11 protein-coding genes and 1 pseudogene are annotated in these 14,063 nt (G+C 37.3%); 6 read left to right on the forward strand and 6 right to left on the reverse strand.

Annotation, left to right across the window (positions count from 1 at the left end; genetic code table 11):
• Nucleotides 1-112 precede the first annotated feature (112 nt).
• Genes IPM92_06045 through IPM92_06055 form a run of 3 tightly spaced genes read left to right on the forward strand, consistent with a single transcriptional unit; the run spans nt 113 to nt 1,559 of the window.
• On the forward strand, nt 113-700 hold the full coding sequence (locus IPM92_06045; GenBank protein ID MBK9107941.1) for a hypothetical protein: 588 nt from the start codon (nt 113-115) through the stop codon (nt 698-700).
• Between the two features lie 30 nt (nt 701-730).
• Nucleotides 731-1,123 (forward strand): hypothetical protein, encoded by a 393-nt coding sequence (locus IPM92_06050; GenBank protein ID MBK9107942.1) that lies wholly within the window; start codon nt 731-733, stop codon nt 1,121-1,123.
• 43 nt (nt 1,124-1,166) lie between these two features.
• The gene (locus IPM92_06055; GenBank protein MBK9107943.1) at nt 1,167-1,559 is read left to right on the forward strand and encodes a hypothetical protein; all 393 of its coding nucleotides are present in this window, start codon (nt 1,167-1,169) and stop codon (nt 1,557-1,559) included.
• Nucleotides 1,560-1,644: 85 nt separating this feature from the next.
• Here IPM92_06055 and IPM92_06060 read toward each other — a convergent pair whose 3' ends face one another.
• The 3 genes and pseudogenes from IPM92_06060 to gyrA form a co-directional block, all read right to left on the reverse strand.
• A complete protein-coding gene (locus IPM92_06060) occupies nt 1,645-2,121 on the reverse strand; it encodes a nucleoside triphosphate pyrophosphohydrolase family protein (GenBank protein MBK9107944.1) in 477 nt (158 codons plus the stop codon).
• A gap of 100 nt (nt 2,122-2,221) precedes the next feature.
• On the reverse strand, nt 2,222-3,514 hold the full coding sequence (locus tag IPM92_06065) for a hypothetical protein (protein MBK9107945.1): 1,293 nt from the start codon (nt 3,512-3,514) through the stop codon (nt 2,222-2,224).
• Between the two features lie 83 nt (nt 3,515-3,597).
• A pseudogene (gene gyrA, locus IPM92_06070) lies at nt 3,598-6,127 on the reverse strand (DNA gyrase subunit A).
• A 182-nt stretch (nt 6,128-6,309) separates the two neighbouring features.
• On the opposite strand from gyrA, the gene ubiE reads away from it, so the two are divergent.
• Both ubiE and IPM92_06080 read left to right on the forward strand, forming a co-directional pair.
• On the forward strand, nt 6,310-7,041 hold the full coding sequence (gene ubiE / locus IPM92_06075; GenBank protein MBK9107946.1) for a bifunctional demethylmenaquinone methyltransferase/2-methoxy-6-polyprenyl-1,4-benzoquinol methylase UbiE: 732 nt from the start codon (nt 6,310-6,312) through the stop codon (nt 7,039-7,041).
• An 11-nt stretch (nt 7,042-7,052) separates the two neighbouring features.
• Nucleotides 7,053-7,730 carry a PorT family protein gene (locus IPM92_06080; protein MBK9107947.1) on the forward strand — a complete coding sequence of 226 codons (678 nt, stop codon included), beginning with the start codon at nt 7,053-7,055 and terminating at the stop codon, nt 7,728-7,730.
• On the opposite strand, the gene IPM92_06085 is transcribed toward IPM92_06080, so the two are convergent.
• Complete coding sequence (locus IPM92_06085) at nt 7,702-8,301, reverse strand: DUF479 domain-containing protein (protein ID MBK9107948.1); 600 nt, start codon at nt 8,299-8,301, stop codon at nt 7,702-7,704. The genes IPM92_06080 and IPM92_06085 overlap by 29 nt on opposite strands.
• Nucleotides 8,302-8,374: 73 nt before the next feature.
• Between IPM92_06085 and ychF the strand changes: the two genes are divergently transcribed.
• On the forward strand, nt 8,375-9,469 hold the full coding sequence (gene ychF, locus IPM92_06090; GenBank protein ID MBK9107949.1) for a redox-regulated ATPase YchF: 1,095 nt from the start codon (nt 8,375-8,377) through the stop codon (nt 9,467-9,469).
• An 11-nt stretch (nt 9,470-9,480) separates the two neighbouring features.
• Here ychF and IPM92_06095 read toward each other — a convergent pair whose 3' ends face one another.
• The gene (locus tag IPM92_06095; GenBank protein MBK9107950.1) at nt 9,481-10,380 is read right to left on the reverse strand and encodes a class I SAM-dependent methyltransferase; all 900 of its coding nucleotides are present in this window, start codon (nt 10,378-10,380) and stop codon (nt 9,481-9,483) included.
• Between the two features lie 60 nt (nt 10,381-10,440).
• Entirely contained in the window at nt 10,441-14,058 is a 3,618-nt protein-coding gene (locus tag IPM92_06100; protein MBK9107951.1) for a gliding motility-associated C-terminal domain-containing protein, read from the reverse strand.
• Between the last annotated feature and the right edge of the window lie 5 nt (nt 14,059-14,063).

Consider the following 14,063-nt stretch of genomic DNA (forward strand, 5'->3'; position numbering starts at 1 on the left):
CGTATTTACTTATTGAATATGACAGTATGTTGATTAAATGAAATTTTAAATTATTCTGAAGTTTTAAAAATACTGGACTTTTAAGCCGCACATTGTTAATTTTGTTGAACGTATGAGTTTATTAGATCAATTCAAATCACTTTTTAGTCAGAAACGACCAAAAACCCCAAATCTTATTGAAGACGATGATTTTCCGAAGGGCTCCCCCATTCAATCTTCTGCAAATTCTTCGTTAGATGAGGAGAATTTGATGGACAAGACCAAAGAGTTTATTTCAGGTACCGTCGAAGAGGTCAAACAACAAGGTTCAGCATTGTGGAATGAAGTAAAAGAGCAAGCTGAAAATATTGAAGAATCTACACGAGAATTCCGGGAAAATTTAAAACAAAAAGCTCAGGATACTGTTGAAAAGGTAGAAGGGTTTGTCGATGCTACTCTTGAGAAAGCAAAGGCTTTAGAAGAGCAGGAACGTATGGAAAATCCGGATAAAGATGGGGATGGTATTGCAGATAAACCCATAGACTTTGGCGAAAGTGCAGGAAAAAAACATGAGGATTTTTTCAGCAAAGCAGAGACCTGGCTTAAGGATACTGAAAAAATGGATGCAACGAATTCGGTTGAGAATAATACAAAAAGAATAGAGCCTCTTGAGCTTCCAAAAGATCCTGAGGAGCCAAGAGTTCCACCTGCATCAAATTAATACATCATTTTAAAACAAAATATAACGAACATGGGAATTAAGAATTTTTTCGACAAACTACTTGGAAAGTCTAAGGAAAGCACGCATCAGCTCATGGAAAAAGCGGAGCATAAACTAGATCAACTGGAAGACAAAGGTGAGGTTATGGTTGAAAAAGCTAAAGACTGGGCGGAGGATAAAGTTGAAGACCTTAAAGTGGCTGCCACCGAAAAAATACACCAGGTAAAGGAATCTGAAACTTATAAAGCTGCTGAACAAAAAGTAGAGGCTGCTATTGATAAAGCCGAAGACTTTTTCGAAAAAGTAGGTGATAAACTGGAGGATTTAAAGGACAAAATTACAGGTGATGATGATGATCAGAAAACGCCTGAGAGCACTACGCCCTCAACTCCACCACCAGCTGATCCCAATACTCCTGTTTAATAAGACGAAATATTTAGATTTGAATGTTTTGATTCAGTTTTCAATGAAAGTTATAGCAATTTTCTTTTTAGGCTTGCTGTTAGCTTGTCAAAGTGACACAAAATCCTCGAATTCAAAAGAATTTGCAGATGAATTCTATGTAGACAAAAATTGGATTGAAGTTCATTTTGATAAAGCCATGCCATCTGAAAAACTGGTTGAAATTCGGGAACGATTGGCTCAGCTTGGCATAGGTTTGAAATACCTAATCATTCAAAGAGATTCTCAAAAAATCATGACCAATTTTCAAATTGAAGTCCATGATGGCAAAGGAAGTATTGCAAGGTCAAGAACGGAGTTTCTGGATGAAATTCCCTATGGCATTCGCATCAAAAGAACGGAGCCCACTTCCGGTGAATTTAAAGTAGGGCCACTTTATGAAAAACGGCCTCAATAATTGAAGACTTGATTTGAGATTGGAATATGATCCAATAATGAAGCACGGTTTTTTACTATGGCGATAGATAAATAAGTGCTGGTTTTTAGAGAAGTTTCTCCAGATTCGCGGGACTGTAATGGACAGATTTTAGAACCTTTCCGTCCTCTTTGCGATACACCAGAAATTTGCCGTCTTTGATGATAATTTCTGATTCCACTTGTTTTTCATGAGCATATTTTTCCTGTGTAGCGATGGCTTCTTCAAGCGTAGCACATGCTTTGCTCATATTGGATCGTTGAACTTCATCAAATAATGCTTTAAATTTTGATCCTAATCCGAATTCAAGAATTGCACCGGATAATACGTATTGTAGATCACACAAAGCATCTGCTATTTCAATAATGTTTTTCTTTTCAATTCCTTCTTCGAGTTCGCGCAATTCTTCTGCCAACAAAGAGATTCTTAAATTGCACCTTTCCATTGGTGGAATTTGCGGATCTTCCAAAACAGGCATATTAAATAAATGATGAAAGTCTCCTACCCTATTTAATGCTTCCGGCTCTTCAAATTTATTTTTCATATTTGATATTTAATTTAGTTTCCAGTATACCTACGGTTTTAAATAAAGAAGGTACAGTTTATGCACTGTACCTCTTCAAATATAATATTTATTCTAAAAATTAATTTCCTAAAGCTTCCAATTTTGCTTTGTAAGCATTCGATTTATCGAACATGGATTTTTTGGCATAAATTTCCTTTAAGGCGATCAATGTATTTTTATCCTGTGGGTCTAGCTTTTCAGCCTGTTCGAAAAATGGCAATGCTTTGTCGAAATAACTTTCCATTTCAGCTTTTTTCTCATTGTATTTTTTAGTGCCTTCTTTGGTATAATCAGAACTTAGTTTGTTGGCATCTTTCGAAATCAATGCTGCTTTGTTATAATAAAGTGCTCCAATACTATAAAGTGTATTAAAATCTTTAGGATTAATTTTAGCGGCTTCTAAATAATATTTTTCTGCATTGAGGTAATGTTCATTTCCCTTTTCAATCCTTCCGCCATCCCATTCTGCCTGGCATAAATTGTCGTAAACATTTCCAAGTGTTGTGTATACGGAAACATTGTTTGGTTCCTTCTCTATAGCCATTTTTAGCTTGTCAACCAATTCATTTAATTTTCCTTTTTTTAGGAAGTGATTGATCTCTGTAAATAAGAGTGATGTTTCATTTGGAAATTTCTTGCGACCTTCATCAAGTACTGCTTCTGCCTTAGTTGAATCTATTGTTGTATAATAACGATAAAGCCCTTCGTAAATGTAAGATTCATTGTAATTCAAGGTTCTTAATTCTTCAAGATATGGTGCTGCTTCAACAAGCATATTTCCATTCACAGCACAGGCTGCTGCCAGATACTTTTGTTTTTTTAGATCTTCTTCATTGGGGAAAATGCTTTTTTGTCCGCCGGTGGTCACTATTTTGTCAATTTCAACAACCGATGCAAATTGAATATATGCGAACTTAAAATCATTGCTTTCATATGCTTTTAAACCATAATTATTAAGCGATCTTGAAGTTTCTGTAAGTGCAGCCAGGATCTCTTTGGTTTCGTAAGATTTGGTTGATAATTCTTTTGCTTTGAGCCAAGAGTTGTAGGCAGTCATAGCCGCATCCGGATATTTTACAGCATAGGTTTTGTTGAATTGCTGAGCTATAAGTATGGAGTCGCTTTCAAAAGCACAAACTGCATTATATACTTTGCCCTTGACATTCCAGGTTTTAAATGCATTTGCAACACTTGAATCTGCACTGGCACCATCGATGAGCGTTTTTGCTTCCCATAATTTAGATAGGTTCGCGGCAGGATCTAAGAAATAATTGGCTAATTTACTATCGGCCTTTTTGACATCTTTTTGAGCCTCTTGAGAAAACGCGGAAACACATAGGCCCCAAAAAATAAGGATTAGAAAATTTCTCATTTTTTTAGTTTTATGGATATAACTATTTATTCGCTAAAATAATTCGTTGTTCGGAAACAATTTAGTTAAGATACATTTAAAAATTATTCTTCACTATCATCACTCGTCAACGGAAGAATTTGATCTACTTCATTTGTTGGTTCGTTGTCAATTTCTTGTAAAGTTTCTTCTTCCCTTTCAATAACAGTTACGTCCGCTATTTGATCCCCTTCATCCAATCTGATCAGTCTGACGCCTTGTGTGGCACGGCCCATAGAGCGCAATTCGCTGATTTCCATCCGGATCACAACGCCTTGTGTGGTCGTGATCATTAAATCCTGCAAATCACTCACATTTTTGATAGCAATAAGATCTCCGGTTTTTTCCGTAAGCTTTAAGGTTCGAACGCCTTTGCCGCCTCTGTTGGTTACACTATAGTCTTCAAGTGGAGTTCTTTTTCCGTTACCTTTTTCAGAGACTACCAGAATTGTAGTTTCCGGATCGTTAGGATCGACACATACCATACCTACAACGTGATCATTGGTAGTATCCAATTTGATAGCTCTCACACCGGCAGCATTTCTTCCCATGGCGCGAACTTTTGCTTCTGAAAAGCGAATTGCACGTCCTTTGCGATTGGCAATGACGATTTCACTTTGACCGTTTGTCAATTTAGCTTCCATGAGTTGGTCGCCATCATTGATACTGATCGCAATGATTCCATTGGCTCTGGGTCTGCTAAAATCTTCTACGCTACTTTTTTTGATAATCCCTTTTTTTGGTACAAAGCATAATGAAATGCGATTGCAAAAAATCTTTATCTTCCAGATCTTCAATATTTATATAAGCTCGTACTTTGTCTTCTTTTGCCAGCGTAATGAGATTCTGAATGGATCTTCCGGTACTTGTTTTGCTGGCTTCAGGAATTTCAAAAACGCGCAACCAGTAACATTTACCAAGTTCTGTGAAAAGTAAAAGATAATTGTGATTGGAGGCAACAAACATATGCTCGATAAAATCTTCTTCGCGGGTTTTGCTTCCAGTTGATCCTCGTCCACCTCTGCTTTGAGTCCGGTACTCGGTTGCTTTGGTTCTTTTAATATAACCCAAATGCGAAATTGTAACAATGACCTGATCATTTGCGATCATGTCTTCCATATTGATTTCTCCGTCTACCTGAGTGATTTCTGTTCGTCTGGCATCGCCAAATTTATCTTTGATCTCCGTAAGCTCTTGCTTAATGATTTCGCGTTGCAAGCTTTCATCAGCCAATATTTTTTCAAGGCGTTCTATTTCTTTCAACAGGCCATCGTACTCATCTTTGATCTTATCTCTTTCAAGTCCGGTCAATCTTTGCAGGCGCATCTCCAGGATGGCTTTTGATTGCACTTCTGATAAAAGAAACTGAGTCATCAATCCGTTTTTCGCATCCTCAACAGTTCTTGAAGAACGGATCAACTTAATGACTTCATCCAAATGATCTAAAGCAATGAGGAGTCCTTCGAGTATATGTGCTTTTTCTCTGGCAATGCGCAGTTCGTATTGAGTTCGGCGAACAATGACTTTGATGCGGAAACTGATGAATTCCGATATCAGCTGGTGAAGTCCCAGGGATACCGGTCTGCCATTAACGAGCGCAATATTGTTAATACCTATGCTTGTTTGTAAAGGAGTAAACTTATATAAATTGCTGAGAACCACATTGGCTATAGCGTCTTTTTTAAGTTCGACAATAACGCGTATACCTTCGCGATCTGATTCATCTCTAATGTCACTGATGCCAACTATCCGCTCTTCATTGACGAGATCGGCCATTTTTTGAATCATCAATGCTTTATTGACCTGATACGGGATTTCTGAAATTAATATAATCTCTCGGTTATCAGATGGTTGAATTTCTGCTTTACCTCGTAATAGAATCTTGCCTTTTCCGGTTTCATAAGCATCTTTGATTCCAGTAATCCCATAGATGGTGCCACCTGTAGGGAGGTCAGGTCCGGGAATCATCTGCATTAATTCTTCGAGTGTTATAGCCGGATTCTCGATCATCGCAATAACTCCTGAACAAACTTCAGTAAGATTGTGAGGCAACATATTCGTGGCCATCCCTACAGCAATTCCCGAAGAGCCATTGATTAAAAGATTCGGAACTTTAGATGGCAAAACAGTAGGTTCTTCCAGACTGTCATCAAAATTAAATCTCCAATCAACAGTGTCCTTGTTTATATCATCCAATAATTGATCAGAAATTCGCGACAACCTGGCTTCCGTATAACGCATTGCAGCCGGACTATCTCCATCCATCGAGCCAAAGTTACCTTGACCATCTACCAACGGATATCTCATCGACCAATCCTGCGCCATACGAACCATAGCATCGTAGACCGAACTATCGCCGTGCGGATGGTATTTACCAAGGACCTCCCCTACAATCCTTGCAGATTTTTTGAAAGGCTTGTTATATGGCAAACCGAGTTCATGCATTCCATACATCACTCTTCGATGCACCGGTTTTAATCCATCCCGAACATCAGGTAAAGCTCTTGCGACTATGACGGACATCGAATAATCGATGTAAGAATTCCTCAACTGCTCATCAATACTGACTGGTATAATTTTGTCGTGTTCCTCCATAATTCTTAATCCAAAATAAAGTTTGCAAAGATATAAAACACAGACCGTATTTCACAGGCTTTTATGTAAAAAATTAAAGTTTAAAAAATTAATTTACAATTGATTATACATATTTAAAATATTAATTTCAAGCGACTCGAAGTCTTTGTTCAGACTTGGCTAACTTTGGGCAAAATTTAAGGCTGAATCAGGTAAATCCATATCATCAGGAAGGTTCTAAAAAGTCACAAGTGGCTGAGATGTTTAACAGAATTTCAGGCAGTTATGATTTGCTCAATAGTATACTTTCACTGGGAATTGATAAAATTTGGCGAAAAAGGCTGATTCAAAGTATTCCATACTCAAAAGAAGAAAACTTGCGATTCCTCGATTTGGCAGCAGGCACCTGTGCTATTTCATTTGAAGCAGCGAAAGCATTTCCAAATTCAATCATTGATGCTGTAGATTTATCAGATGGGATGCTTGAGAAAGCCCGCAAAATAGTATTGGAAAAGAAATTGGAATTTCAGATAAATCTAATTCAGGGAGATGCAGAGGCATTAAATTTTGAATCCAATACTTTTGATACGGTATTTATTGGTTTCGGTGTTCGCAATTTTGAAAATGTCGAAAAGGGAATTTCTGAAATGTTTAGAGTTTTAAAACCAGGCGGCTCATTACTGATTCTGGAGTTTTCAAAACCCAGAATCACTCCGTTTAAACAAATGTTTAATTTATATTTTAAATATTTTCTACCCTTGATTGGAAATTTATGGTCCAGAGATCGCAGGGCATACAGTTATCTGTTTGAATCGGTGCAACAATTTCCCGATTATGAGCGTTTCATTGCGATCATGCAGCAACAGCAATTTAAAGATTGCACATTCAAGCCACTTACTTTCGGAATATGCACCATTTACTCAGCAATAAAATAAGCCTTTTCTTTTTGGTCTGCATTTTTCCTTTTTTGCTGAATGCTCAGGATCATGCAAAAAGTTACAATTACAATACTTTCAAAAACAAAACGCACTATTTTGGATTGACGATCGGATATAATTCCAGTGGTTATAAACTGGAACATTCCCGAAGATTTATTCAGAATCCTGATTTTAAATGGAATGAAGGCGTCAGTAATCCTGGACTTACGCTGAGTATGATCACCAATTTTAAATTGGGACAAAATTTTGATTTTAGGGTTTTACCTAGTATATCGCTCTCCTATCGCACCCTTTCATATCAGGCAATTAACAGTAATGTGGAAAAAAAAGAACGCATTGAATCTGTTTTTGGAGAATTGCCTTTGCTGGTGCGGTTTACCAGTGCGCCATATAAAGACAAACGAGTTTATTTTTTGGGCGGTGTAAAGTATTCTTACGATTTTTCATCGAATAGCCGCTCTGATAAAAATCAATTCAATATTGTCAGAATTTCACCGCACGATTTTCATGTGGAAATTGGTGCTGGAATGCAATTTTATTTGCCGTTCTTTATTTTTTCACCGGAAATTAAATTTTCACACGGCATCAATAATATCCTAATCTATGATTCAGCACTTCCTGAATCGACGGTCATTGAAAAATTGTTTTCCAAAAGTTTTACAATTTCATTTCACTTTGAGGGATAATCCATAAATTACTTAATTCCCTCAAGTCCGTATAAAATGATTGAAATAATTCGAGGTAATACTTTTCATTTTTAGATAGAGGTTCCAAAACTTTAGTCAAATCTCCTTCAAACCTGAGTTTTGAATTCATCCGGGTAAGCACATTTAGAAGACCATTTATGGAAGTATACTGATAGAGCCATTTGTGCTCAATCATCATGCGCGTAGAAGTTTGGAGTTTTTCCGGAAAAACGTCCAAACATTCCATCAGAATTTTGTAGTTCCAGTTCGCAAATTCATCAAACTCAGTTGATATGTTTGGAACCCACAATCGATAGAGTAAATAGTCGCAGATAATATCACTAGCTACTGGGGCATATTTATGAACAAAAGGATGCAAACTTTTATTGATCTCTTGTAAAGAGGGATGGTTGTTAGAATAATGATCAATCTGTTTATGTAACTGAATACCCTTTTGCAGTATAGCAAGTGGTTTGTTTTTGTTTTGTCTGGGCAGAAGGTCAAATATAAAATTACCGGGAACATAGTCCGGGAAAGGATAAGATATTGATAAATGTACCAGATAATTCATTTGGAATAGCAAATAGCAGATTATTCAAGCTACAAAAGTAGATTTTTCTAATTTTGCGCACTAAATTTTAAAAATGGGATTACAATGTGGAATTGTTGGCTTGCCGAATGTAGGAAAATCAACGCTTTTTAATGCGCTTACATCAGCTGGCGCCCTTGCAGCAAATTATCCTTTTGCCACCAAAGATCCCAATGTAGGTGTGATCACTGTTCCTGACCCCAGATTAAACGCCCTATCTGATCTTGTGAAACCTCAAAGGATAGTGCCAACGACTGTAGATATCGTCGACATCGCAGGTCTTATAAAAGGAGCTTCTAAAGGGGAAGGTCTTGGAAATCAATTTGTAGCTAATATCCGGGAAGTGGATGCCATTATTCACGTGGTAAGAGCCTTTGAAAATGACAATGTGGTGCATGTGGATGGTTCTGTGAACCCGGTCCGCGATAAAGAAGTAGTTGATACGGAATTGATACTCAAAGACCTTGAAACCATGGAAAAGCGCATCGACAGGATTCGCAAATTAACCAAAAGCGGCGATAAAGAAGTACTTAGAGAACTTGGTTTGGCAGAAGATATCTATAAACATCTCGAGTCCGGTAAACCTGCCAGATCATTTATTCAAGACGAGGCCAGCGAAGCTGCTGTTCGATCAGCATTGTTGCTTACCGGCAAACCGGTTCTGTATGTATGTAATGTGGATGAAGCATCTATCCACACGGGGAATGAATTTACATCTGCATTTGAGTTAGCAGTTGCCGGAGAAAATGCAAAGGTGATTTATATTTCTGCTGGTATAGAAGCTGAGATCACAGAACTTCCGGAAGAAGAAAGACAAGCTTTCTTCGATGAGATGCAACTTACGGAACCCGGGATCAACAAAATATCGCGTTCTGCTTACGAATTATTAAATCTGATTACCTATTTCACAGCAGGTGAAAAAGAAGTGCGTGCCTGGACGGTGGTGAAAGGTTCAAAAGCTCCACAGGCGGCTGGCGTTATTCACACGGACTTTGAAAAAGGATTTATTCGCGCAGAAGTTATCAAGTATACTGACTTCCTTCAATTTAAATCAGAGGCCGCAGTAAAAGCAGCAGGTAAAATGTCAACAGAAGGTAAAGAATATGTTGTACAGGATGCCGATATCATGCATTTTTTATTTAATGTTTGATATTTCTTTCATCAAGCTTCGCGCACTAACTTTCTAAAAACATATACCTGACTTGAAGACTTGGCTTTCTTGGAAAAACAGGCAAGTATATTGGATAGTAATCCAATAAAACTTCCCTTTATCAAGGCGAGAGGATTTGATTTGTAAGATTCACTTAGCATGGATACATAAAATGCATCAAAGAACATAGGTTTGATTTTTATACATTCAAAACCATGTTGGCCAAGAAGTTGAATTATATTATCAGGCGAAAAATGCCATAGATGTCTGGGTACATCATAAGCCGCCCACTGCGATTGATAATAATTTGCATCAAAGGAATTACAATTAGGAACAGCAATAATTGCAAAGCCGCTTGGTTTTAAAATGCGTTGAATTTGCTTTAACCGCGAGGCGAGTTCAGGAACATGTTCGAGTACATGCCACATGGTAATCAAATCTACTTCTTTGTCGCCTATTGTATCTAAATGAGATTCTGGAAAACACTCCACTTTAAATTTATGAAAGCTAAGATTTCTAGATGGTTCATCTGGTTCAATTCCAATGACGTCGTATCCGGATTTTTTGCAGGCATCAAGAAAATAACCTGCTCCGGAACCAATATCTATGAGTTTACCTTTCTTTTGTAAGTTCTGAATCCATCTGATTTTTAGATGCAGTGTAAAATTACGGACAAACTTATATAACTTATTGATCAGGCCTTTAGAGGTATCGCTATGAGAGATGTAATTGTTAGCTTTATAATAATTCCCTAAATCAATGGTATCGGGTCTTGGACTGGTCATCGTAAATTGGCAATGTTTGCAACGAATGAGCGAAAACCATTCCTGACTTTGTGTGTAATCTTTGCAATCAAATAATGGAATAAAATCGGCTTCACCGCAAATTGGGCATTTCGTTATCTGATGCATGAGGTGTTCGATAATTTATTGAAAAAATTCAAAAAAATATGAGTAGGATGAATGATAAAATTATTTCAACAAAGAAATATTTCCCTTTTTAATTTGTTCTTCTTCACCAAGACAACTAAATTTAAGAATGTACCCAAATACATCCGGAGATAATATTTTGTTTTTGTAACTGCCATCCCAACAAAAGGCAGGATCGCTGCTTTGAAATACTTTTTCACCCCACCTGTTGAAAACCAATAATTCCATTTTGCTTAAAGTTCCAGGCCTTGTTCGCACACAGAGTTGTTCGTTCTTGGAATCATTATTCGGTGAAAATGCATTAGGGAGAAATACAGCATCAATGCAATTTTGAACGACAATGGTTACTGAAGCGCTTGCAGTACATCCCGCTTCATCGGTTATACTCACCGTATAAGTAGTTGTTTTGGTAGGACTGGCGATAGGATTATGTATATTCACATCATTTAAACTGCCATCCGCAGGAGACCACTTATAAGTCCAATTAGGATTAAATGTTGCTGTAAGCTGTGAGGTTTGTCCAGCCACCACAATTTTGGGATACGCATCAACAGTTAATGAAACTTGCGGATCATTTATAATGAGGGTATGGAAAAACATCCATTCACATCCGAGTTTATTATTGATCGTTAGTTTCAATTCTCGGGTTGTATCCGTATATACTTTTATGAAAGAATCCATCGGATTTCCAAGGATGATATTTGCAGGTTCCCACAGGTACATATACATTCCCGGAGGATTTGGGATTACATTTAACATGGCAGTATCCCGAATACAAATTTTATCAGCGCCTGTTATTTGCGCATTGACATGATATAGGATGACCTCTATAGTATCTTTAGTGGAACAATTAAATTTATCTGTTACTTTCAAAATATACCTTGAAGTCTTTTCGATTTCAACTTCAATATCAGGCTTATCTCCCAGCACTTTATTGTTTTCGTCGCACCAAACGTATTGTACATCTGATAAATTAGATGTACCGTTTAATTTAATTTTTGCCTTTTCACAAAGGAAGGTGTCTGGAGAGGCATGAGCTTCTAAAATGGGAGGAACCAAAACATAAATACTATCGTAAAGCGCACAGGAATCCGGAAAATCCTGATCAGTCACGGTAACAAAATACCATCTGCTTGTAGAAACTGTTGCTGTTGGATTTGGTGAATTTGGATTATCAAGGCCTTCCATCGGACTCCACTTATAAGAATATTTTGGGTCACCGCCCGGATTTAAAGAAACAGATTCTCCAAAACAAGCTATAACTGTATCTGTCAAATTTATTTTGAGTTCTACAACAGTAATTTCTTGTTCAACTTCTCTAAGACAAACTGAATCTGATTTTAAACGCACGAGATACTTTCCGGGTTTTGGATAAGTGTATTCTGCAGGATTTAACATAGAACTTCCTACCCCATCACCAAAACTCCAAAAAATATTTCCTTTTGCATCGGTCGTGAATTTTACTTTTAAGGAACCACATTCATTTTCGGTAAACAATTTTGGAACTGGATGATCTATTGCTGAAATAATGATACTGTCTTCAAAAGTGCAATCAAATTGATTGATGACTTTAAATTTAAGGACATACCTTCCGGGACTTGGGATATACACCTTTGTGACCAATTGATTGATGGGTCCAATGATGATTGGATTCGCTTCCCACTCGATTTTTATTGTATCCTGGGAATTTGTTTGTTTGAGAACTATTTCCAGACTGTCGCCAGCACAAATTACATATTCTTTTGAAAATTCGATTTTGAAGCCTTTAAATCTCACCAGAAAATCTGCGGTGTCCGGACATTGCGATTCTATTGAACCGGCAGTCACAAAATATCTTTTATCGGCAGAAATAGTGTCAAGGAGTATCGAGTCCAGCGAAGAAGCTGGAGTGAAGGTCAGATCAGTTCCCCATTTAAACAATTTTGCGGAGTCTGCACGTGCAATTAAACGCACATACCCATCGCAGCTAATACTATCTCCTGTGATGTTAAGCTTTATTTTTTCTTTAACCCGTATTTCAATTTGCTTAATGACTTCACAGCCGCCATCTGTGATGGTTACAGAATAGATTGTTGTGGTGGAAGGTTTTGCCCAAGGGTTTGAGGGATTGCTTAAGTTGAGCGTGTTAGTAGGATTCCAATTGAATTTAAGACCGGGTTTTGAATCTTTTACCAATCTGATCGAATCGCCTTTACAAATACTTGCTTCGTTTCCAATGAGCTCGGCATCAACGAATTTAAAATTAATTTCTTTGACAATTTCGGCGTAGCAACCAAAAGTATCTCTGATTTTCAAAGTAATTTCATAGAATCCTTCTTTTGAAATGATGATTCGTGGATTTTTTTCTTGACTCCTGATCGAATCGTTTGGTCCAAAAATGCACCAGCTGGTTTCGACGATCTGATATTTTGAGCTGCTTGAATCTTTAAGTGTTAAAGTTGCAGAAGTATCACATATTAAAGTATAAGAAAATTCAGGTTTTAGTTGAGGGTCTATAACTTTAATGATTTGTATGAAGGTGTCTACACAGGTTACATTTTTTACAGCAAGTACAACTTTATAAGTGCCTTCTGACGCATAGGTAAATGTAGGATTTAGTACAGTTGATTGTTTAGTTTTATCATGATCCCAATCAAAGAACCAGGTAAATTCCAGACCGTTGGTTGTTTCATTTTGAAACTGGACCTGAAGCCCATCGCAAATATTTGATTTTTGAGAAAATTTTGCAAAAGGTTGGACACCGCAATTCACAATATTTAATTCAAAGTCTCTTCTAACTTCAGATAGGAACTCACCATTTCTGAATTCCTGAATACAAACAGCTACTAAAAATTGTCCAATAATACCAGGAGTTACTTTAAAGAGCCCTGTTGAAGGATCAATGGTTGCAGGTGATCCAAATAGATTGTTTAATTCGAAGCCGGGCTTCCAGCTTAAGTGTGTATATGGAGGCTTGTCGGGTCTGTCAGCTGGAAACTGTTTTGTTTTTCCAAGGAAAGGTGTACAAAGGCTGTAAACAAGTGAGTCGCCATCCTCATCTGTAGCGGAATGATCAAAGGTGAATTCTTTATGGACACATGCATAGATAGGAGGATATTCTCCAAAAGCAGGCGTAGAGTTTACATGATCGGCTGATAAAGGTTTGATTTCAGCAACAAAGCTAGTACCTACTTCATCCGCATCTTCAATATTTGTAAGTGTAAAGTTTCTACAACACCTCTGGTAAACGATAAAATAACCTCTGTCATCAAATGGTATGGTTACGGTGTCTATATACCTGGTTTCATGAACGCATACTTCTTGCAGTGTGCCCGGACAAACGTTATCAGGTTTCTGTTTGATGGTATCATTATTCATTTGAGTTAGACGAAAAGTTCCGTCTGTACCGACTCTGAAAGCTTTTTGATGATCTCTGTAAAAAACGCCGATGATAGCTGGATTATCGAAAGGCACGGTATCAGATCCATTGATGCAATCTCTTCTGACCACTAGTTTTAATTCATAGCGATTATGTCCGAGATACCTGTAGGTTAACTCACCGCCAACAATATGTGACGCTTGTAAAGTATTGGTTATGGAAGTAATCCCTATCCATATAAATGAAAAGAATAATTGCAATGCTATTCGGCGGTATATACTATTTATATTCAGGTTTTTCATGGCTT

The sequence above is a fragment of the Saprospiraceae bacterium genome (genome assembly GCA_016719615.1).
GTDB lineage: Bacteria > Bacteroidota > Bacteroidia > Chitinophagales > Saprospiraceae > Vicinibacter.

Excerpts from the sequence above, each read along its gene's own strand:
- IPM92_06045 (MBK9107941.1), top strand. The coding sequence starts at position 113 with ATGAGTTTATTAGATCAATTCAAATCACTTTTTAGTCAGAAACGACCA.
- IPM92_06050 (MBK9107942.1), top strand. The coding sequence starts at position 731 with ATGGGAATTAAGAATTTTTTCGACAAACTACTTGGAAAGTCTAAGGAA.
- IPM92_06055 (MBK9107943.1), top strand. The coding sequence starts at position 1,167 with ATGAAAGTTATAGCAATTTTCTTTTTAGGCTTGCTGTTAGCTTGTCAA.
- IPM92_06060 (MBK9107944.1), bottom strand. The coding sequence starts at position 2,121 with ATGAAAAATAAATTTGAAGAGCCGGAAGCATTAAATAGGGTAGGAGAC.
- IPM92_06065 (MBK9107945.1), bottom strand. The coding sequence starts at position 3,514 with ATGAGAAATTTTCTAATCCTTATTTTTTGGGGCCTATGTGTTTCCGCG.
- IPM92_06085 (MBK9107948.1), bottom strand. The coding sequence starts at position 8,301 with ATGAATTATCTGGTACATTTATCAATATCTTATCCTTTCCCGGACTAT.
- ychF (MBK9107949.1), top strand. The coding sequence starts at position 8,375 with ATGGGATTACAATGTGGAATTGTTGGCTTGCCGAATGTAGGAAAATCA.
- IPM92_06095 (MBK9107950.1), bottom strand. The coding sequence starts at position 10,380 with ATGCATCAGATAACGAAATGCCCAATTTGCGGTGAAGCCGATTTTATT.
- IPM92_06100 (MBK9107951.1), bottom strand. The coding sequence starts at position 14,058 with ATGAAAAACCTGAATATAAATAGTATATACCGCCGAATAGCATTGCAA.